This window comes from Bacillus sp. BB51/4, assembly GCF_008368845.1.
In the GTDB taxonomy this organism is placed as follows: Bacteria; Bacillota; Bacilli; order Bacillales; family Bacillaceae_G; genus Bacillus_A; species Bacillus_A wiedmannii.
Genome location: NZ_QOSC01000005.1, coordinates 424,726 through 445,027, shown reverse-complemented (window position 1 = coordinate 445,027; position 20,302 = coordinate 424,726). Strand labels below are relative to the sequence as shown.

The 20,302-nt window shown below is 35.6% G+C and carries 20 protein-coding genes and 1 tRNA gene; 4 read left to right on the top strand and 17 right to left on the bottom strand.

Going from position 1 to position 20,302, the window contains the following annotated elements:
- Nucleotides 1–19: 19 nt before the first annotated feature.
- From DN392_RS04585 to DN392_RS04530, 12 genes are all read right to left on the bottom strand, one after another.
- Entirely contained in the window at nucleotides 20–598 is a 579-nt protein-coding gene (locus tag DN392_RS04585; RefSeq protein ID WP_001206435.1) for a 5-formyltetrahydrofolate cyclo-ligase, read from the bottom strand.
- A gap of 104 nt (nucleotides 599–702) precedes the next feature.
- On the bottom strand, nucleotides 703–852 hold the full coding sequence (gene rpmG / locus DN392_RS04580; RefSeq protein WP_001265616.1) for a 50S ribosomal protein L33: 150 nt from the start codon (nucleotides 850–852) through the stop codon (nucleotides 703–705).
- Nucleotides 853–920: 68 nt separating this feature from the next.
- A complete protein-coding gene (locus tag DN392_RS04575) occupies nucleotides 921–3,275 on the bottom strand; it encodes a sugar phosphate nucleotidyltransferase (protein WP_048565714.1) in 2,355 nt (784 codons plus the stop codon).
- 378 nt (nucleotides 3,276–3,653) lie between these two features.
- Complete coding sequence (phoU, locus tag DN392_RS04570) at nucleotides 3,654–4,310, bottom strand: phosphate signaling complex protein PhoU (protein WP_033658807.1); 657 nt, start codon at nucleotides 4,308–4,310, stop codon at nucleotides 3,654–3,656.
- 165 nt (nucleotides 4,311–4,475) lie between these two features.
- A complete protein-coding gene (gene pstB / locus DN392_RS04565) occupies nucleotides 4,476–5,291 on the bottom strand; it encodes a phosphate ABC transporter ATP-binding protein (protein WP_000226689.1) in 816 nt (271 codons plus the stop codon).
- Nucleotides 5,292–5,319: 28 nt separating this feature from the next.
- Entirely contained in the window at nucleotides 5,320–6,186 is an 867-nt protein-coding gene (gene pstA, locus DN392_RS04560) for a phosphate ABC transporter permease PstA (protein ID WP_001242549.1), read from the bottom strand.
- A 1-nt stretch (nucleotide 6,187) separates the two neighbouring features.
- The gene (gene pstC / locus DN392_RS04555; RefSeq protein WP_000940907.1) at nucleotides 6,188–7,138 is read right to left on the bottom strand and encodes a phosphate ABC transporter permease subunit PstC; all 951 of its coding nucleotides are present in this window, start codon (nucleotides 7,136–7,138) and stop codon (nucleotides 6,188–6,190) included.
- A 27-nt stretch (nucleotides 7,139–7,165) separates the two neighbouring features.
- The gene (gene phoX, locus DN392_RS04550) at nucleotides 7,166–8,083 is read right to left on the bottom strand and encodes a phosphate ABC transporter substrate-binding protein PhoX (protein WP_000871256.1); all 918 of its coding nucleotides are present in this window, start codon (nucleotides 8,081–8,083) and stop codon (nucleotides 7,166–7,168) included.
- 332 nt (nucleotides 8,084–8,415) lie between these two features.
- Nucleotides 8,416–10,539: a peptidoglycan D,D-transpeptidase FtsI family protein gene (locus DN392_RS04545; RefSeq protein WP_048565715.1), complete on the bottom strand. Its 2,124-nt coding sequence runs from the start codon at nucleotides 10,537–10,539 to the stop codon at nucleotides 8,416–8,418.
- A 109-nt stretch (nucleotides 10,540–10,648) separates the two neighbouring features.
- Complete coding sequence (locus DN392_RS04540) at nucleotides 10,649–11,926, bottom strand: MFS transporter (RefSeq protein WP_000871369.1); 1,278 nt, start codon at nucleotides 11,924–11,926, stop codon at nucleotides 10,649–10,651.
- A 116-nt stretch (nucleotides 11,927–12,042) separates the two neighbouring features.
- Entirely contained in the window at nucleotides 12,043–12,654 is a 612-nt protein-coding gene (gene sodA, locus DN392_RS04535) for a superoxide dismutase [Mn] (protein WP_001052034.1), read from the bottom strand.
- 221 nt (nucleotides 12,655–12,875) lie between these two features.
- Nucleotides 12,876–12,949: transfer RNA gene (locus DN392_RS04530), tRNA-Ile, on the bottom strand.
- Between the two features lie 242 nt (nucleotides 12,950–13,191).
- Here DN392_RS04530 and DN392_RS04525 point away from each other — a divergent pair.
- From DN392_RS04525 to ispG, 3 genes are all read left to right on the top strand, one after another.
- Nucleotides 13,192–13,950: a DUF1189 domain-containing protein gene (locus tag DN392_RS04525; RefSeq protein ID WP_000021901.1), complete on the top strand. Its 759-nt coding sequence runs from the start codon at nucleotides 13,192–13,194 to the stop codon at nucleotides 13,948–13,950.
- Nucleotides 13,951–14,021: 71 nt separating this feature from the next.
- The gene (gene yqfZ, locus DN392_RS04520; RefSeq protein ID WP_000825418.1) at nucleotides 14,022–14,387 is read left to right on the top strand and encodes a protein YqfZ; all 366 of its coding nucleotides are present in this window, start codon (nucleotides 14,022–14,024) and stop codon (nucleotides 14,385–14,387) included.
- 164 nt (nucleotides 14,388–14,551) lie between these two features.
- A complete protein-coding gene (gene ispG, locus DN392_RS04515; RefSeq protein ID WP_075308387.1) occupies nucleotides 14,552–15,655 on the top strand; it encodes a flavodoxin-dependent (E)-4-hydroxy-3-methylbut-2-enyl-diphosphate synthase in 1,104 nt (367 codons plus the stop codon).
- Between the two features lie 79 nt (nucleotides 15,656–15,734).
- On the opposite strand, the gene DN392_RS04510 is transcribed toward ispG, so the two are convergent.
- From DN392_RS04510 to DN392_RS04495, 4 genes are all read right to left on the bottom strand, one after another.
- Nucleotides 15,735–16,148 (bottom strand): Fur family transcriptional regulator, encoded by a 414-nt coding sequence (locus tag DN392_RS04510; RefSeq protein ID WP_002107670.1) that lies wholly within the window; start codon nucleotides 16,146–16,148, stop codon nucleotides 15,735–15,737.
- Nucleotides 16,149–16,161: 13 nt separating this feature from the next.
- Nucleotides 16,162–16,995: a metal ABC transporter permease gene (locus tag DN392_RS04505; RefSeq protein ID WP_000613823.1), complete on the bottom strand. Its 834-nt coding sequence runs from the start codon at nucleotides 16,993–16,995 to the stop codon at nucleotides 16,162–16,164.
- On the bottom strand, nucleotides 16,995–17,765 hold the full coding sequence (locus DN392_RS04500; protein ID WP_001059648.1) for a metal ABC transporter ATP-binding protein: 771 nt from the start codon (nucleotides 17,763–17,765) through the stop codon (nucleotides 16,995–16,997). The genes DN392_RS04505 and DN392_RS04500 overlap by 1 nt, the downstream gene beginning before the upstream one ends.
- A gap of 241 nt (nucleotides 17,766–18,006) precedes the next feature.
- The gene (locus tag DN392_RS04495) at nucleotides 18,007–18,885 is read right to left on the bottom strand and encodes a YitT family protein (RefSeq protein ID WP_000435955.1); all 879 of its coding nucleotides are present in this window, start codon (nucleotides 18,883–18,885) and stop codon (nucleotides 18,007–18,009) included.
- Between the two features lie 149 nt (nucleotides 18,886–19,034).
- Between DN392_RS04495 and DN392_RS04490 the strand changes: the two genes are divergently transcribed.
- Nucleotides 19,035–19,289 carry a DUF2624 domain-containing protein gene (locus tag DN392_RS04490; protein WP_001048965.1) on the top strand — a complete coding sequence of 85 codons (255 nt, stop codon included), beginning with the start codon at nucleotides 19,035–19,037 and terminating at the stop codon, nucleotides 19,287–19,289.
- Between the two features lie 29 nt (nucleotides 19,290–19,318).
- Here DN392_RS04490 and DN392_RS04485 read toward each other — a convergent pair whose 3' ends face one another.
- The gene (locus DN392_RS04485; protein WP_000912443.1) at nucleotides 19,319–20,212 is read right to left on the bottom strand and encodes a deoxyribonuclease IV; all 894 of its coding nucleotides are present in this window, start codon (nucleotides 20,210–20,212) and stop codon (nucleotides 19,319–19,321) included.
- Nucleotides 20,213–20,302: the final 90 nt, after the last annotated feature.

Sequence of the window (20,302 nt, the reverse complement as noted above, 5' to 3'; positions counted from 1 at the left end):
CTCGTCAATTTTTATTTGTCTATACAAGCCCATTTTTAACCATTGTTCCTTTTTCTGTAATAATTTTTTCTACGTTTTTATCAAACGGCTCTACTGGAATATGTTCTACTATTTGAAAACTATAAGCTAATGATAGCGTTTTCCCTTTATAATGCAAGAGATAACGATCATAATACCCACCGCCATATCCAATCCGTTCTCCTCGCTCTGTATAAGCTACACCTGGCACGATTTGAAGATCAATGTCATCTGCATTCACTTCTTCCGTACGCGCTGGAATTGGTTCACGTAAATTCATATACACTATTTCTAATTGATCAAAATTACTAATTTGCCGGAAAGACATCGTTCGTGTTTCTTTATTACACTTTGGAACAACAACTTTCTTTCCTTCTTCCCAAGCTTTTTCGATAATAGCATATGTATTCACTTCATTTTCCATTGAGAGAGTGATTCCAACTGTTTTAGCTTCAGCCCACTCTTTTTGCGCATACAACGAAAATGCAATTTGCTCTGATAAAGTTGTATACCGTTCTTCTGATAAAGAATTCATGTGCTCTATTATTTGTTTACGTAAACGTACTTTCTCTTCTCTCACACACTTTCCCCCTCACAGTGATACTTTGCTCTACGATGATAGTGTATCACTTTTAACAGAGGAATCGAATAAAAAAAGAAACAGTAGGAAAATATTCCTACTGCTTACTTTGTTTCACGGTGTAACGTAGACTTCTTGTCACGCTTGCAATACTTTTTAAGCTCGATACGCTCAGCGTTGTTACGTTTGTTTTTCTTTGAGATATAGTTACGATCTCCGCATTCTGTACATGCTAGAGTAATATTCACACGCATTCTTATTCCCTCCAGTACTAATAACTTAAATCAGACTATACTATAATACCACTTTTAAAATAAAAATTCTACACCTTTTGATATTGTCTAATTTTTTCTATAAGATTTTTCATGTTTTCCCTTGCTATTACTGGGTTTCTGGCATGCGAATACACTAAAAATTTCGGTTGTTTTGTGTCAGAAACGATATAAGACCACTCTTTTTCGGTATATTTGAACTGTACTCCTTCAAATATACCTTCTTCCTTTCTTTCCATATCAGCCAATAATTTCCTCATTACTTTTCCTTTTTCATTCCATGAACATACAACTTCATCACAAAGTAGATAAAGCGGCGGTGATTGCTCTACTATGCTGAGAAATGTTTTCCCCTGCAATGCTATTAACTCGAATAATTTTCCAATTCGATATAAAATATCTCGCTTCCATCTCGCTTGAAACGACTTTTTTTCATCCTGCGTATAAAATAGAAGGTAACATTCTCCTAATTTCAAAGACATCGGGTAAATATTTCCTGCTGATTCAAGTAATAAATCTGGAATATCTACCTCTTCAAAATCTGTTCCTTGGTAAATATTACTATGATTATCATATAACTCGAAATAATTTCCTTGCTCTGAAAACATAAGTGCCATATTTGCTTTGCTTGATTTCATCAAAGCTTTCACATGATCCTTTTGTTCGCCCGCATAAATCCATGTAACTGTGCATCCGAGCCTTTGTAAAAAGAGCATCAGTAAATGTTGTAACATATCATTCCTCTTATTAATAAGAAGATGAAACTTTTGTTTTTGTATTTTCTCAATATCAACGCGCTCTAATACAGCCTCTATATAATCATGTAAAGAAACGTGGACTAGCTTATTCCGCCCCATTTCTTTCTCACATACGTAATAAAACGACTCAGACATATATACTTGTTCTATCGCTTTTTGCTGCTTATACGTTAATTGTACCCCCTCCTTACCATATAACTTTATAACAACCTCTTTTTCGTTTTCCACTTGAATGAAAACCCCACCTGCACATTGTAAATCCTGAATGCTATACTGAAAAAGTGACTCATTTATTTCTTTGCATTCCATCGTATGAATCCCGATACCATGAATCGCATGAAGAAAGAGATTTTTATAAGAAGTCGTTTCTATATGTTCTTGACTCCCAATTAATATACTTTCTCCTTTGGCAAAAAGAGATCCATACGCCATCGCAACCTTCACAATAAATTGAGGAGTGATTTCAACATTACCTCTTCCTACAATGCGGCTTTTTTGCAACCATCCTGCACTCTTTTCACTTTCTTGAACACCAGCCGATCCTACTACTGAATAGCTGTCAATCGCCTTATATGGCCATAGTTTTCCCTTTTGCTTAATTACCGTACTTTTCCCTATATGACAATGATCCGCTACAATGCTTTTTTGAAACAGTGTAACGTCATCTTCCACCATTGTATGCTCTCCTATGGTCGTTTCTAATAGCTCGCAATACTGACCAATGTGCGCATTTGCAAAAACAATACTTTTTTGAAGATGAGAATAACTTGAAACCACACTATTTTTCCCGATAATAGAGTATGGCTCAATTACAGCTCCAGCACCAATCTTTGCTCCTTCTCCAATAAAAGAAGGACCGTGAATTTTCGTTCCTTTTCCAATCGTCACACCTTCCCCCATCCATACCATCGGCAATACTTCCGTGTAAGGAATAGGTACTTGCAATTTTTTCGTTAACAAATCAAATTGTGCTTGTCGATATTGATCAAATGTACCGATATCTAACCAATAACCTTCTGACAAATATGCAAATAACGCGTTCTTATTTGCCAATAGCGGAAACACATCTTGACTGAAATCAAAAAACTCTCGGGGCGGTATGTAAGAAAAAATTTCTGGCTCCATAATATATATACCTGTATTCACAATATTAGAGACTACTTCATTCCAGCTAGGTTTTTCTATATATCGTGTAACCTCTTGTTCTTTGTTCATTACAACTAAACCGAATGAGAGTGGGTTTTCTACTTCCTTTACAAACATAGTTACCATTCTTTTCTTTTGTTCATGAAACATAATTCCTTCTGATAATTGAAAATCAGTTAACGCATCCCCGCTTATCACAACAAACGTTTCATCTAAAAATGTTTCCGCTTGTTTAATACTCCCTGCGGTTCCAAGCGGGGGAGAATCTTCAAAGTAGTACAAGTTAACTCCCCATTTGCTACCGTCACCAAAATATTGTTTAATGGCTGTACTCATATACTGAACAGTAATTGCAATTTCACGAATACCATGCTGACGTAATAATTCAATATTGTATTCCAAAACTGGCTTTTCTAATAATGGTAACATCGGCTTTGGAGTATTACATGTTAATGGTCTAAGGCGTCGTCCTTTTCCTCCAGCTAAAATAACCCCCTTCATATACTTCAGCCTCCACTTATATAATGATCAGTAACTTCATATACGATATGTATATTATCTACCCCGCATTAACTAGCAGTATAAAATGAAACTTTAATTAGTAGGGATTTTGTGCATCTCCCACTGATTATTAGCCCTGACCACTCGGGCTTTTACAGGCGGTAAAACTGTCTATATACATGTACCTTTTCAACACCACAAAAGAAAGCGCTTACCATTAACTTAGTAAAATATCCCTTAATAAGTGAACAACATATATGTCCTATTTTTTCCATTATATTATGATACATCTTATCATCATAAACTAAAGGAAACAACGAGCTTTTTTTGTCATGTTTTGACTAAAAAAAGCAGGTGATGTTTCACCTGCCTTTTTCTTTATTCATTTAATAAGTAATGCTTTCCTTTTACTAAATAAAAAATATTTTCAGCAATATTTGTAATATGATCTGCTACACGCTCGATATATCTCGCCACAAAGGATAATTGTGTAATTTGTGTAATTGCTTCTGGTTGTTCTGGAACTGAAGATATAAATTCACGAATCGCTTTCCCATATATTTCATCAACTGAATCATCCATTTCGGCAATTTGTTTCGCAAAAGTTAAATTTTCTTGCTCATATGCTTCTAGCGCTAACTGTAGCATCTTATTTGCAATTGCAAACATTTCATCAAGATTGTGCAAACTCACAACCACCTCTTTTTCCCCGAGACGAATTGTTGATTTCGCAATATTAACAGCATGATCTGCAATACGCTCTAAATCTGTCGCTGTTTTAATTGAAATGAAAATCCTTCTTAAATCACTTGCTACAGGTTGCTGCTTCGTAATAAGCATAAGCGCAAGGTCATTTATTTCCTCTTCTAAATTATCCATACGATAATCACCATCTATTACCTCTAACGCTTTCTCTACATCCCTTTTATGAAGACCTTCCATAGCAAGCAATAAAGCTTCCCTCGCTAGCTCTCCAAGCTCAATCACCTTTTGCTGTAACATTTTTAAATCACATTGAAACTGTTCTCTTACCATCGTTTCTTCCCCCTCAATATTATGTGCCATTATATATAGATCTCCTACCTAGCCTACTTGTAATAAGCCTTAAGATAGGAGAAGTATTACTTCTCTAATTAAATGAGGTAAAAATAAGAAATACCCTCTGTTAAGAGGGTATTTACTCTTATCCTTGCAACGATATCAACCGAATCGGCCTGTAATATAATCTTCTGTACGCTTATCTGAAGGTGTCGTAAATAATTTATTTGTATCTGTATACTCCACAACTTCTCCACTTAAGAAGAAAGCAGTTTTATCTGAAATACGTGCCGCTTGTTGCATGTTATGCGTTACGATCACAATACTAAAGTCTTTCTTTAACTCTTGAATTAATTCTTCTACTTTTAATGTTGAAATTGGATCTAGTGCCGATGTTGGCTCATCCATTAAAATAACGTCTGGTTCAATTGCTAAACAACGTGCGATACATAGACGCTGTTGCTGTCCACCAGATAAACCGTATGCATTATCATGCAAACGATCTTTTAACTCATCCCAAATCGCTGCTCCACGTAAACTTTTTTCAACAATTTCATCCAATGTTTTTTTATCACGAATACCATGAATTTTCGGGCCATATGCTACATTTTCATAAATAGATTTCGGAAATGGGTTTGGCTTTTGGAACACCATTCCCACATGAGTTCTTAATTCTTCAACTGGGTATGATTTTTCAAATATATTGCGCTCTCTGTATTCAATTACACCTGTAGTTCGCACGATTGGTACTAACTCTACCATACGATTTAATGTTTTTAAGTACGTTGATTTACCACAACCACTTGGCCCGATAATTGCTGTAACTTCATTCTCATGAATGCTTAAGTTAATATCTTTTAAAGCATGGTCTTCTCCGTACCATAAATTTAAGTTTTTCGTATCAAATACTACTTTCTTTGGTGCAGTCTCGATTTTCTCCTCGTTTTTCACCTGTACATTTACTACTGTTGCTACCATTTGAATTCCCCTTTCATCCATTTCCAACTTATTTTCGATTTCGTAACCATAAGACAAATATATTGATAAAGAGTAATAAACCTAACAAAACAATCATCCCAGCAGCTGCTACATACTGAAATTCTTCTTGCGGTCTACTCATCCAATTAAAAATTTGAATTGGTAAAACTGTAAATCTATCAAACATACTAAATGGAACATAATTTGCAAATGCAAGTGCCCCGATAACTAATAGCGGTGCCGCTTCTCCAATCGCCCTTGATATCGCTAACGTACAACCCGTTATAATTCCTGGGAAAGCAGATGGCAATACAATTTGATACATCGTTTGCCACTTCGTAGCACCTAATCCGTAAGAGGCTTCTAATAATGAACTTGGTACAGATCGTATCGCTTCTTGACTCGCTACAACAACTGTCGGTAAAACGAGTAAACTCATCGTCAGTGCCGCCGCAATAATACTCTCACCTAAATGAAGAGCATATACAAAAATAGTTAAGCCGAGTAATCCAAATACAACGGAAGGTACTCCTGCTAACGTTTGATTATTAATTTCTATTACCTTTTTAAATATAGATTCCTTCGCATATTGCTCCAAATAAAGAGCAGTTCCAACTCCAAATATAAAAGAGACTGGTATAACAATACTCATAAATAATATTGTTCCTGACAAAGCTGCAGCAATCCCAGCTTCTTTCGGATTACGCGAAGCGAAGTTTGTAAAGAAATCTAACGAAAGGTAACTTATACCTTTTTCAAAAATTTGAAAAAGTAAAATAAGCAGTATTACTATTGAAAACAAAATTGCTATATAAAATAACAATTTGTAAACTCGGTCTTTTAAAAAGCGTGATGCCATATTCTCTTGTATTTTTTTATGATTCAACATTCGCATATTATGTCACCCTCCTAAAGCGGCGCATAATAGACTGCGAAATGATGTTCATGATAAAAGTAAATAAGAATAAAGTTGCGCCTACAGCATACATGCTGTAATACGTAATTGTTCCGTGCGGAGCATCACCTAAACTCACTTGCACAATATAGGCTGTTAGCGTTTGAATAGAGTGTGTCGGATCGAGCGATACATTCGGTGTAGATCCCGCTGCAATTACAACGATCATCGTTTCACCAATTGCCCTGGAAACAGCTAATATGATCGCTGCCATAATCCCTGTAAAAGCCGAAGGAAACACGACTTGTTTTACCATCTCAAACCGAGTTGCTCCAAGTGCTAACGAAGCTTCTTTCGTTCCTTTCGCTACAGCTCTCATCGCGTCTTCAGATAGAGATGCAATTGTAGGTATCATCATAAAGCCAATAACAATACCTGGACTAATCGCATTAAAAAACTGTAAATCTGGTATAATCCGTTGTAAAAGTGGTGTGACAACTGTTAATGCAAAAAAACCATATACAATTGTCGGAATACCTGCTAATAGTTCTAACATCGGTTTTAATACTTTCCTTGCACCGTTTGAAGCATATTCGCTTAAAAATACAGCACACGCTAAACCGATAGGAATTGCTACGAACATGGCAATTGCTGTTACAAGGAACGTTCCACATATAAGTGGTAATATACCGAATTTAGGATCTTCAAAAAAAGGTAACCATTCTTTTCCCGTCAAAAAGGAGTGTAATGGTATTTTTTGAAAAAACATCAATGTTTCATTTGCCAATGTGAAAATAATTCCAAGTGTCGTTACAATAGACACGCTAGCAATTATTTTTAGTAATAATGGAACGATTCGATTGATTCGCTGCGTTTTTTTTCTTTGTTTTGTATTTCTTTCAATCAAATGTTGTACAGAAAATGTAATTTGACTTTTGTCATTATGAGCCAAAGATGAAAACCCCTTTCCACCCTGACATTACCTTTTTATTTCTGTTAACATCCGCAGCTGTTCATTGTATTTTTCTTTTGGTAATTTTACATATCCAACCTCTTCAGCAAGATTACCTACATGCTGAATCATAAACTCAATATAATTTGCTACATTCATTTTATTTCGGATAGATGCATCATTTACATAAGCAAATAACGGCCTAGATAATGGCTTATACTTACCTGATTGAATGGTATCTTTCGTCGGAAGTACACCATTCACTTTTATTGCTCTCACCTTATCTCGATTGGCCATATAATAAGCATATCCTACAAAAGCAATGGCATTTTTATCATTCATTACCCCTTGCATAATAACTTGATCATCTTCAGACAAAGAGACTTTTTTTACAATGCGACTATTTTGTAAGATGACATTTTGAAAATAATCATACGTACCAGAGTCTACACCTGGCGCATAAAACTTCACCTGTTCACGTGGCCATGATGAATGAATTTGTGACCATCGCTTTTCGCTTCCATCTTCACTCCATAATAGACGTAACTCGTCTACCGTCATATTGTCTACCCAAGTATTTTGGCGACTCACAACGATCGTAAGGCCATCGTAAGCGACTTCAAACGGTGTAAACTGAATGGAGTTTTTTTTCATCTCATTTTCTTCCACTTGTTTCATTGCTCTCGAAGCATTATTTATATCTACTTCTCCTTTACTGAAACGATTAAATCCTCCTCCTGTTCCAGAAACACTGATGGAAATTTTCACGTTTGGATGCACCTTTGTATATTCCTCCGCTACCGCTTCTATAATAGGAAAAACTGTTGAGGATCCATCAACTCTCACTTCTCCCATTTCATTCACAGCAAATGCAGTAGACGTGCCAACATAAAAGAAACATGTCGACAATATGAAAACTTTAATCGATGCACTTATCCATTTCACGTGTTCTTCCTCCTAGAAGTAACCGGAAATAACAGGATTACAGATATAAGAATACTGCTAAACTATTAATTCGGTTTTAATTGTTTGTAAAAGTTTTGTAAAGTTCCACAAGAATCAACATTAGGTGAAATTCTAATCCGTAGCCACCATTCATCTTCACTAATGATTGGTCCATAAAATCCTTATCCTCCATAGGGAAATGCATACGTATCATTTGCAAGGTCCCTTAATTTCCCGATATGATATGCTTGTCCACTTTATTAAAACGTATGCATGAACCATAAAAAAAAGCACACTATCTTTTCAGATAGTGTGCTTTTTTTACAACTTTTTTATTCATCATCTTGCTCTTTATTTTTCTTATCTATTTCATCTTTTGTAGCTTCGCCATTTTCTACCTTTTTCAAATCAAAGTACGCGTCCATAATGTCACGGCTAATATATCCATTAATACCTGATTTATCATCTACCCAAGGTACAACAACAGAAAATGCTACTTCAGGGTCTTCAAATGGCGCATAACCTACTAACGTTAAGTTATATGTCTCTTTGCGCTCACCTTTTGCATTTCTACCAATCTCTTTATCTCCGCCATACACAGTTTGAGCTGTACCTGTTTTACCAGCAGCTTTATATGGTGCACCTGTAAAGTATTTCGTAGCTGTACCACCAGTATCGTTAAATACTTGTCTAAATCCTTCTTGAACACGTTTAATTTGTGATTCAGGCATATCTACACGGTTTAGTACTTTCGGTTCCATTGAATGAACCACTTTTCCAACTTCATCTTGTTTCACTGCCGGTTGACGAATTTCTTTTACAACTTGCGGCTGCATACGGTAACCACCATTTGCAATTGTTGAAACATATTGTGCTAATTGAAGTGGTGTATACGTATCATACTGTCCAATTGATAAATCCAATAAGAAACCTGGCATATGATCTGTTCTACCTCTTTGTCCAGCCGTTTCATTCGGTAAATCAATGCCAGTTTTTACACCAAGTCCAAATTGACCGAAATAGTAACGCATCGTATCATATGATTTTTGTTTTATATCTAACGTACCGCCTCGTACATAAGGAACACCAGCAATATTCATCGCTGTTTTAAACATATAAACGTTTGAAGACATTTTTAACGCTGTAAGGTCATTAATATATCCCATCGTCTTCCAAGACGATTTTTTTAGCGGTCCTTTTAATACAATTGGTTCATCAAGTTGAACCGAACCTGGTTGAATAGCGCCTGTTTGATATCCAGTAAGTATTGTAGCGCCTTTTACAGTCGATCCCATCGGATAAGAACTTGTCATTGTTCCTAATGCGAAATCTTGTACTTTCGTTTCACCATTTTCATTCACTAACTGTTTCCCTGCCATAGATAAAACTTCACCATTTTTCGGATTCATCATTACAACGAATGCACGATCTAAAAGTGGTTGCCCACCTTTATATTTCAATAAACTTTTAGTGATAATTTCTTCTACACGCTTTTGTAATTCCATATCAATTGTTAAATTCAGATCATTACCACTTTGCCCTTTTGATACATTAATCGTTTCTAAAATATTACCATTTTTATCTGTAATATTTTTCACTTCCGCTTTCGTACCATGTAGGCTATCTTCATATTGCTGTTCAAGATAACTTTTTCCTACTCGTTCATTTCGATTATAATCACGAACAAGATAGTAATCTAGTCTTTCTCTCGGTAAACCTTCATCAGACGTTGACACCCCGCCAAGTACACTTCGGAATAAATCATCATAAACATATTTCCGATCCCAATCAACATTCGTATCTACACCCGGTAATGCTGCTAGATTTTCACTAATAATCGCATATTCTTCTTCTGTAGCATCCTTTTTAATGACTTGTGGCGTCATCGCATATCCGCCGTCCATTTTGCTTTTAATCGCTAGTATTTCTAAATCTTTTGCGGATAATTGATTCACTTCTTCTTCTGTCACGCGATTTCGTTGACGCTCATCTAATTCTTTATCGTCAATTTTTTTATCTTTAAACTCTTGACGATCTTTATTCGTAATTTTTTCTTTCGCTTCCTCTTTATGAATAGCAAGCCAATAATCTTTTTTATCACGATCTGTTAATTTATCTGTCGGTACTTCAATCAAATCTGCCAGCTTTTTCGCTGTTTCTAAGCGAGCCTCTGCAGTTGACCCTTTCATTTTTGTAAATGTAATCGTACGTACAGCTGCATTATCTACTACAGCTCGCCCATAACGGTCAAATATTTTCCCACGTGGCACAGGATTACTTATCGTCGAGTTCTCTTTCCTCTCCACTTCATTCTTATATTCCTCACCGCGAACAATTTGTACATATCCTAGCCTTACAATAACCGCGGAGAACATTAAAAACACGCAGAAAAACAGCACGTTTAACCGAAAAGGAACGTGAGTCTTTTTCTTTTGTTGTTTCTGCTTCTTGCTCATACAAACCCCCTCTACCAACAGCTATGTAATGTGAAAGGGACACCTTCATACAGGTGTCCTCACTGCTGTCTTACATCTTTTTCTATTCTAGCATAAAACAACCGAGAAGTTAACCTTCTGGTTCTGTTTGATTCTGCGCATTTGCTTGCGTTACAACACTTGTTTTACTTGCATTTCCCTCATCATATTTGACATTTTTAACTGCAAAATAAATAAGAAAATGTCCTGCACCTAAAATACATAATAAGTAAGGTAAACTTTTTTCGGGCGGAAAGAATAGTACAGCACATAAAAAACTTAAAATCGAGCAAATTCTTCCTGCATTTAACCATAATTCTCGGACAACTACATACTCTACACGCCACTCTCTCGCATTTTTCGCTCTGCCAATTACATCATATGTCATGGACCCGTACGGAACAAGCAAAATAGGGTATGCAACCGCAATACACGCTGCATAAATAAGTAATTTTGCGTATGTAACGTTGAATATAACTAAAAATACGACAGCATATAAAATAATGCCTCCAAGCAAAATTGCTTTTTTCCGCCACTCTTTCTTTAACATACGAGTGACTAAGTAGTAACATACAAATGATACAGCAGAATTTACTAAGCTATATTTTCCTAAGGCGAGTTCGCTATCCGTCGCTAAATACACGTACACGGAAATCACAAAAATAAACGTTCCCTCTCTCAACCCTTGGAAAAAATGAGCACGTGTAATTCTTCCCCAATTTTTATCAATCTGCCGCTCTTTCAATACTTGTACAATTTCATACCGTCCTTCACATTCTCTCTTAGATACAAAAAAGCTTAAAATAACAGCAATTGCAAATAACACTAACGAAAGAAAGAATATGACCGTATAGCCACTCCATTTTTCCATACGTGAAATTGTGTATCCAGCTGCTATCGGTCCAATCATGCCAGAGAAGGATGTAAGAAGTCCAAGAAACCCATTAAAGAAATCTCTTGTTTCTGGTTCTGTAATCTCAAATGTTAATAAGTTAAACGCGAGCCAGTAAAAACCATATCCGACTCCTAAAAGAGCCCCCATTAATAAAATATAGTGAGAAGCGCTTTTTCCCGCTACTAAAACAACGATAAAAAAAATAGCTAACGTGCCTACGCCTATTCGTAACAAGATTGAGCGATCAATACGCTTCGCTAATTTCCCACCTATAAGAAATGTGAGAGGCTGTAATACAACGCTGGCCAAATTATACAGGCCAAGATTCACATAATTTTGTGTTTGTTTCCATAAATAAATGTTAACAAACGTATTCGATAAAGAAATTGCGAGCGTGTATAAACCTCCAATAAGGAGCAACAACACTAAATCCCGATTCACTTCAACGTCACCAATTATATGTTTCCACTTCATACACAACTCTCCTTTACTTCATGTTCTAGTCTTCCAAAGACAAGCCCAATTATGTAAAAGGAAAGCATAGAAAAAAGCTAGGAGCATTCTCCTAGCTTTTTCTATCGTTATTACAATTATTTTGCTTCTTGGTAACGTTTTTCAGCAGCGTTCCAATCTACAACGTTCCAGAATGCACCGATGTAGTCAGGACGACGGTTTTGGTAATTTAGGTAGTAAGCATGTTCCCAAACATCTAAACCTACAACTGGAGTTTTACCTTCAGTTAGAGGAGAATCTTGGTTTGGCGTGCTTGTTACTTCTAACTCACCATTGTTTACTACTAACCAAGCCCAACCAGAACCGAAACGAGTTGCGCCAGCTTTTGCGAATTCTTCTTTGAATGCATCGAAGCTACCGAATTTCGCTTCAATTGCAGTTGCAAGTTCGCCTACTGGTTGTCCGCCGCCGTTTGGAGATAAGATTGTCCAGAAGAATGTATGGTTAGCATGTCCGCCACCATTGTTACGTACTGCTGTACGGATTGCTTCTGGTACTTCGTTTAAGTTTGCAACTAATTCTTCTACGCTTTTGTCAGCTAATTCTGCATGACCTTCTAAAGCAGCGTTTAAGTTTGTAATGTAAGTGTTATGATGTTTTGTATGATGGATGTTCATTGTTTCTTTGTCAAAGTGAGGCTCTAAAGCATCATACGCATAAGGTAAATTTGGTAATTCGTGTTTTGCCATTGTTATATTCCTCCCAGTTTATGTATTGCCACTTAAGTGACATACAACTTCATTCTACCCTAATTGCCATAGGGTGCAAACAAATAAATCACATTGTCTTGCTATCATTAACGTAGCAAAAATCCCACTTCTTTTCAATTAAAATGCTCATATATTCCGTAAAAAAAGCTCCCTTCTACAAGGAAGCTTCCCACTGACATAATAAACATGCGAAATGGATATGGACCCTGTAGGACTCGAACCTACGACCGGACGGTTATGAGCCGTCTGCTCTAACCAGCTGAGCTAAGGGTCCACAATTATGTATGTAACAACATATCAAATAAAGGAATTCCTATCGGATATATCCTTTAAGAAATGTAAGATAAATTTACCATATGGCAAAGAAAAGTGTCAATTGTATTTTTCTCATATAAAAGAAGAAAATTAATAAAAAGAAATTTAGTTATCTCCACTATATGTAAATATAATATATCTTGAGATTCTCTAGATTCCTACGTTACAATGATTTTATACATACATAAAGGAAGTGAATCTATGTCCATATTTACCCAATTAGCAAAAAGCGTATATTCGCCTAAAGATATGGCGCTATTCCGTTTTCAAAAAATCGGAAAAACCATTTTGTATATTATGCTACTTTGTCTAATCACTACTATTCCAAGAACATTCTTTTACGGCAGCTTTATCCAAGATAGTGTCAGCATGGTAAATCAAGCGATTGAAAAAGATTTACCTGATTTTAAAATCGAAAACGGTGAACTAAAAGCAGATATTGAACAACCTATTCAAAAGGAAGAAGGAGATGCTCTTTTCGTATTTGATCCCAATACAACAGATATAGAAACATATAAAAACAAAACTGGTTTATTTATTTTAAAAGATAAAGTAGTTTCTATAGGAAATGGTCAAACACAAACATACTCCTATAATGATTTATTAGGGACATCTCTTGAGAAGAAAGATTTACAAGATTTCATTTCTGTATTCGATAGTATTTATCCAATTTTACTAGCCGTTATCGGCGTGTTAGTATACCTATTCCAATTGTTTATTACTTTCTTAGGAATTACTTTACTTGCGTTTATAGGTTCTGCTATGAGTGGTCAACGTAAATTATCTTATAAGCAAGTATGGACGTTAACTGCATACAGCTACACAATCCCAACAATCTTCTTTATGATTATGGATCTATTCAAAATCGTTGTACCTGGTTCAACATTTATTTATATCGCAGTTGTTTTAATTGTTCTTTACTTAACGATTAAAGAAGTTCCAAAACCGAAAGAAAAATAAAAACGAAAAAATGCCTAAATAGGCATTTTTTTTTTGGACAAGCATATATTCCTAGCAAAGGAGTGAAGAATATGAAAAGATTAGGTATATTCTTATTCGTGCTTGTTCTTGGTTATATATTTTATTACGATATAAAAATCGGCACTTTACCGATGTTAAGTTCATATAAAAAAACAACCGCGGCCCAAACGATAAAGCAAGAAAATACAGATACAAAACAAAATAAAGAGAACAAAGCAGAAAAAGAAACAGATGTAACTTATAAAACAATTGAAGTCAAAACAGGTGAGACAGTTCTTTCTATTACCGAACAAATTAATAAGAAAAAAATCCCTTCCATTGAAAAGGTAATTGATGACTTTAAACAACTAAACAAAAGTACATCTGCTACAAAAATACAAATTGGAAAGTCTTATAAATTCCCGTTATATCAATGAGCAATCACTTAATCCTTGTCAATTACATAAAGGCGCTGATACAATAGTAAAAGTGAAACCGAGCACTTCGGTTTCTATAGCCCTGTATCACGTATACTTTCATTGATATGAGGGACTAAATAAGAAACTTCTTTTATAAGGAGAGCGATCTATTCGTGAATGAAATGACTCATCGTACAAAAACACGTCCAGTTAAAGTCGGTAATTTAACAATTGGCGGTAATAATGAATTAATTATACAAAGTATGACAACAACAAAAACACATGATGTTGAAGCAACAGTTGCTGAAATTAAACGTTTAGAAGAAGCTGGCTGTCAAGTTGTCCGTGTTGCTGTTCCAGACGAACGCGCAGCAAATGCTATTGCTGATATTAAAAAACAAATCAACATTCCACTTGTTGCTGATATTCATTTTGATTATCGTCTTGCTTTAAAAGCAATTGAAGGCGGCATTGATAAAGTACGTATCAATCCAGGTAACATTGGTCGTCGCCATAAAGTAGAAGCTGTTGTAAATGCGGCAAAAGAACGCGGTATTCCAATTCGTATCGGTGTAAACGCAGGTTCATTAGAACGTCACATTTTAGAAAAGTACGGATACCCAACTGCAGATGGTATGGTTGAGAGTGCCCTACATCATATTAAAATTTTAGAGGACTTAGATTTCCACGATATTATCGTATCTATGAAAGCCTCTGATGTTAACTTAGCAATTGAAGCATACGAAAAAGCTGCTCGTGCTTTTGATTACCCATTACATTTAGGTATTACAGAATCCGGAACATTATTTGCCGGAACTGTAAAAAGTGCCGCTGGTCTTGGCGCAATCTTAAATAAAGGCATCGGAAATACACTACGTATTTCATTAAGTGCTGACCCAGTTGAAGAAGTAAAAGTTGCGCGTGAACTATTAAAGTCATTCGGTCTTGCATCTAATGCAGCAACACTTATTTCTTGTCCAACTTGTGGTCGTATTGAAATTGATTTAATTAGCATCGCTAACGAGGTGGAAGAATACATCTCTACACTAAAAGTACCAATTAAAGTTGCAGTACTTGGTTGCGCTGTAAACGGTCCTGGTGAAGCTCGTGAAGCTGATATCGGTATTGCCGGTGCACGTGGAGAAGGATTATTATTCCGTAAAGGGCAAGTTGTTCGTAAAGTACCAGAAGAAATAATGGTAGAAGAACTGAAAAAAGAAATCGATGTAATTGCTGCTGAAATGGCTGCTGAACGAGAAAAAGAAAAAGAAACACAAGAACAATAAAAAGAAGGTTGCCACAATATTTGTGGGCAACCTTCTTTTTTACGTAAAAAAGCTCGTCAGTTATGTAACCGACGAGTTCTTATTTTACACATTTTGGACAACGGCCGTATATTTCAAACTTATGCCCGGTTACTTCATAACCGTTAAAATCTTTATTCATAAAATCCATCGGGCAGGAAGTAATCTCTTTCGTCCCCCCGCAATCTAAACAAATAAAATGATGATGATGTTCCATAATAGAACATGTAAAACGAAAATGTTTTTCACCATTTAATTCCGTTTGTTCTAAAACACCGATTTCAGCAAACACCGTTAAGTTACGATAAATCGTATCAAAGCTAAGACCTGGATAATCATCCTTCATATGCTCTAAAACGTCTTTCGCCGTTAAATAACGATTGTGAGCTGCAAATAACCTGAGCATTTCTTCCCTTTTCCCAGTATGTTTGTATCCTTTATCTTTCATTAGGCGTAAAGCTTCTGTTAGATTCATATCTATCCCTACTTTATGCAGTTTTTTTCTTTTTCCATAAAATCGCACCAATTAAAATAAGAACTGCTATCATAACAATTGTACCACCTGGTGCTAGATCAAGTTGATATGAAGCAAACATTCCGCCAATTACTGCAATTTCACCAAATAAAATGGAAAAGAAAATTGTTTGTTTAAATCCATTTGCAATACGAATACTTGCTGCAACTGGTAACGTCATTAATGATGATACGAGAAGAACCCCTACTACACGCATTGATACTGCAATAACAAGAGCAACCAATATAATGAAAATAAAGTGAATCCACTTTGCACTCAAACCGGTTGATACAGCATATTCCTCATCAAACGATAGTAAAAATAACTCTTTGTATAATAAAGTAATCGTTACAATAACAACAATTGCTACAATGCCGATGATTATTAAATCCGTACTTGTTACAGCACTTACACTCCCAAATAAATAACTAAATAAATCAGTGTTAAATCCATTTGCAAGTGATATAAAAATAACCCCAATCCCCATTCCTGCTGAAAGAATAATCGGAATTGCTAATTCTTGATAATGTTTATATACAGTACGTAATTTTTCAATTAGTAACGCCCCACCAATAGAAAAAATCATTCCCATATATAACGGATTTAAAAATCCTCCTGTGAAAATTGTTTTTTCTAGTAGTAAACTTGCAGCAATACCCGATAATGTCACGTGACTTAAAGCATCCGCAATAAGCGACATTCGGCGAATGACAACAAATACACCGATAAGCGGCGCAACAAGTCCTATTAAAATCCCTGCATATAAAGAGTTCCGTAAAAAGTCATATTGTAAAAAATCTTGTATCATTATATCCTCCCGTGATGCTCATGCTCGTGTTCTAAACGATGAACATGATGTCCATATAAGACGGACATTTCTGCATCTTCTAACTCTCGGAACTTCTCTACATTTCCATGGAAATGTAGATGTTGGTTTAAGCATGCAACATGTGTTACCTTCTCAGTAACAGCTCCCATATCATGAGTAACGAGAATTAATGTGATTCCTAACCTTTTGTTTAAATCCTCTAATATCTCATAAAAACTTTCTACATTCTTCACATCGATTCCAACAGTAGGCTCGTCCAAAATAAGTAATTCAGGATCACTAACGAGCGCACGAGCAATAAATACACGCTGTTGTTGTCCACCAGAAAGTTCTCCGATATTGCGCCCTTGAAACGCACTCATCCCTACATCAGCAATCGCTTTTTCTACCTTTTCCTTATCGTTTTTCGTGAAAAAGCGAAACAGCCCTTTTTTCGAAACGAGTCCCATTGATACAACTTCAAAAACAGTGGCGGGAAAACCAGAATTAAAGCTATTTGCCTTTTGCGACACATAACCAACTTTGTTCCATTCTTTAAACTTCTTACTGTCAACACCAAACAAACGAATACTTCCCTGTTTTGGCTTTAAAACGCCTAATAAACATTTTAGCAAAGTTGATTTCCCAGAACCATTTGGCCCAACTAAACCTAAAAAAGCTCCCTTCGGAACTTGCAAATTAATATCTTCTAACACATTTCGATCTTCATATCGAAATGACAATCCTTCTATTTCTAATATATTATTCATAGCATCTCACCTATTTTAATTCAGAATGATTCCGATTTATATCTATTTGAATTATAGTACAGCTTATTATAGTTGTAAACCAATCTGCCTAAAATATATCAATTTTTTCAAGAAACCTTACTATTATAACAAAAAGCAGAGAAAAATTCTCTGCTTTTGAAAAATATTCCTATAAAATGAAACCTTAATCAGATGAGGCCATCCCCCAACGATTGGCGAGGGCTTTTACTGGATAAATTTTCTAGTGGATAGCCGATTTAAACTTGCCACCATTTGTCTCTTGTGTATTCATAATCGTAACAAACGCATTCGCATCAATTTCATACACAATTGATTTTAACTTCGTCACTTCCAGACGCGTTACAACTGCATAAATAACTTCTTTTTCTTTATCCGTGTAACCGCCTTTCGCTACAAGCTTTGTAGTTCCACGACCAAGACGATGCAAAATCGCATTTGATACTTCCTCATATTGATCTGATACAATTAAAACTGCTTTCGTTTCATCTAAACCTTGAATGACTGTATCAATTGTTTTGAATGCGATATAGTACGTCATAACAGAATACATAGCTTGTTCAACACCAAATACAAATGCTGCCCATGCAAAAATGAATAAGTTCACAAACATTACAAATTCGCCAACAGAGAAAGGTAATTTCTTCGTTAATAAAATACCCATAATTTCTGTTCCGTCCATTGATCCACCATGGCGAATAACGAGCCCTACACCAATACCTAAAATAAGACCACCAAACACTGTTGCTAAAATCGGCTCTGTTGTAAATGGCGGAACAGCATGTAACGTTGATTCAATAAACGCTAAAGCTACAATACCGAACGCCGAAGATAACATGAACGTTTTTCCGATTTGCTTATAACCTGAATACATAAATGGGATATTGAGAATAACGACTAAAGTAGAGAAACTTAACCACCAAATATTAGGAGTAAGATAATCTAATATAAGAGAAATACCAATAATTCCACCATCAATAATTTTATTTGGCATTAAAAATAGTTCAATCGCTACCGCTGCGCATGCTGCCCCAAAAATAATCATAACTAAACGATAAATAAGATGGATAACACTTTCTTTTCGGTGTTGCTTTTGTTCCATAAGTCCTCCTTATACTCTTTTTCTATAGTTTTGTCCTTATATTATAACATACGCTTCTTTTTCTCATGAAAAAAGAAACTCTATACGAATATGTACAAGCTACGTACTCATATATTTCGATAGAAGAACGTGTGAAGGAGGATAACTCAATGAACCTCATTAAACAACTTGTAAATAAAAAATTAAATCATATTTCTACAAAAGAGTTATTGAAATATAGTAAAGAGTATGAAGTTTCTATTACGACTGCACAAGCGGATCAAATTGTTTTACTTATGAAAGGAAAGAATATTAACATTTACGATAATGACGAACGGCTAGAGCTCTTAAAACAAATAGCAAAAGTAACCTCCCCTGCTACTGCCCAACAAGTAAATACTTTATTTCAGCAACTACTAAAATAAGGAGGGGAAAATCCCCTCCTTATTGCTTATTACGCTTTAATTTTCTCAAGAATCCCTTCATCAAAAGTACCATTTTTCAGCATTTCGATTTCTAATTTATATGGCGGCTTCTTATCTTTTTTATCTTCACCTACATATGGCGTTTCAAGGATTTTTGGTACGTGCATTAACTGCGGATGATGCACAATATGATGTAACGCTTTATAACCGATATGACCGAAGCCGATATTTTCATGACGGTCCTTTCCTGCGCCGCATACATTTTTACTATCATTAATATGAAGTACTTGCAAACGATCCATACCAACAATCTTATCAAATTCATTTAATACGCCGTCAAAATCATTTACAATATCATATCCTGCATCGTGCGTATGACACGTATCAAAGCATACTGATAATTTTTCATTATATTTTACACCATCAATAATCTTTGCAATTTCTTCAAAGCTACGACCGCATTCTGTTCCTTTTCCTGCCATCGTTTCTAACGCAATGTTAACCGTCTGCTCTGGCGTTAATACTTCATTAAGCCCTTTAATAATTTGTTGAATACCAGCATCTGCTCCTGCACCAACGTGCGCACCTGGGTGAAGAACGATTTGTTTCGCTACACCTAATGCCGATGTTCTTTCAATTTCCATGCGAAGGAAGTCTACACCTAATTGGAATGTTTCTGGCTTCGTCGTATTCCCAAGATTAATAATATATGGCGCATGTACGATAATTTCCTCAATACCGTTTAGTTCCATATGTTTTCTTCCTGCTTCTATGTTCAATTCTTCAATTGGTTTTCTTCGTGTATTTTGCGGTGCACCTGTATAAATCATAAACGTCGTTGCACCGTATGAAACAGCCTCTTCACTTGCTGCTAATAACATTTTCTTACCACTCATAGAAACATGAGATCCAATCTTTAACATACAATCACCTCTTCAATATACAATAGATATAATGATAGCATAATTTGTAGAAATATGTAGCGAATTGTTTGTTCCTAAAACACTACGCAA

What these genes read in the sequence shown, in the direction of transcription:
- yqfZ (WP_000825418.1), top strand. Translation starts at nt 14,022, where the DNA reads ATGAAAAGATTAGGTATATTCTTATTCGTGCTTGTTCTTGGTTATATA.
- DN392_RS04545 (WP_048565715.1), bottom strand. Translation starts at nt 10,539, where the DNA reads ATGAGCAAGAAGCAGAAACAACAAAAGAAAAAGACTCACGTTCCTTTT.
- DN392_RS04490 (WP_001048965.1), top strand. Translation starts at nt 19,035, where the DNA reads ATGAACCTCATTAAACAACTTGTAAATAAAAAATTAAATCATATTTCT.
- DN392_RS04575 (WP_048565714.1), bottom strand. Translation starts at nt 3,275, where the DNA reads ATGAAGGGGGTTATTTTAGCTGGAGGAAAAGGACGACGCCTTAGACCA.
- DN392_RS04540 (WP_000871369.1), bottom strand. Translation starts at nt 11,926, where the DNA reads ATGAAGTGGAAACATATAATTGGTGACGTTGAAGTGAATCGGGATTTA.
- rpmG (WP_001265616.1), bottom strand. Translation starts at nt 852, where the DNA reads ATGCGTGTGAATATTACTCTAGCATGTACAGAATGCGGAGATCGTAAC.
- DN392_RS04500 (WP_001059648.1), bottom strand. Translation starts at nt 17,765, where the DNA reads ATGAATAATATATTAGAAATAGAAGGATTGTCATTTCGATATGAAGAT.
- DN392_RS04485 (WP_000912443.1), bottom strand. Translation starts at nt 20,212, where the DNA reads ATGTTAAAGATTGGATCTCATGTTTCTATGAGTGGTAAGAAAATGTTA.
- ispG (WP_075308387.1), top strand. Translation starts at nt 14,552, where the DNA reads ATGACTCATCGTACAAAAACACGTCCAGTTAAAGTCGGTAATTTAACA.
- DN392_RS04510 (WP_002107670.1), bottom strand. Translation starts at nt 16,148, where the DNA reads ATGAATCTAACAGAAGCTTTACGCCTAATGAAAGATAAAGGATACAAA.
- DN392_RS04505 (WP_000613823.1), bottom strand. Translation starts at nt 16,995, where the DNA reads ATGATACAAGATTTTTTACAATATGACTTTTTACGGAACTCTTTATAT.
- pstA (WP_001242549.1), bottom strand. Translation starts at nt 6,186, where the DNA reads ATGCGAATGTTGAATCATAAAAAAATACAAGAGAATATGGCATCACGC.
- sodA (WP_001052034.1), bottom strand. Translation starts at nt 12,654, where the DNA reads ATGGCAAAACACGAATTACCAAATTTACCTTATGCGTATGATGCTTTA.
- DN392_RS04525 (WP_000021901.1), top strand. Translation starts at nt 13,192, where the DNA reads ATGTCCATATTTACCCAATTAGCAAAAAGCGTATATTCGCCTAAAGAT.
- pstB (WP_000226689.1), bottom strand. Translation starts at nt 5,291, where the DNA reads ATGGTAGCAACAGTAGTAAATGTACAGGTGAAAAACGAGGAGAAAATC.
- DN392_RS04495 (WP_000435955.1), bottom strand. Translation starts at nt 18,885, where the DNA reads ATGGAACAAAAGCAACACCGAAAAGAAAGTGTTATCCATCTTATTTAT.
- phoU (WP_033658807.1), bottom strand. Translation starts at nt 4,310, where the DNA reads ATGGTAAGAGAACAGTTTCAATGTGATTTAAAAATGTTACAGCAAAAG.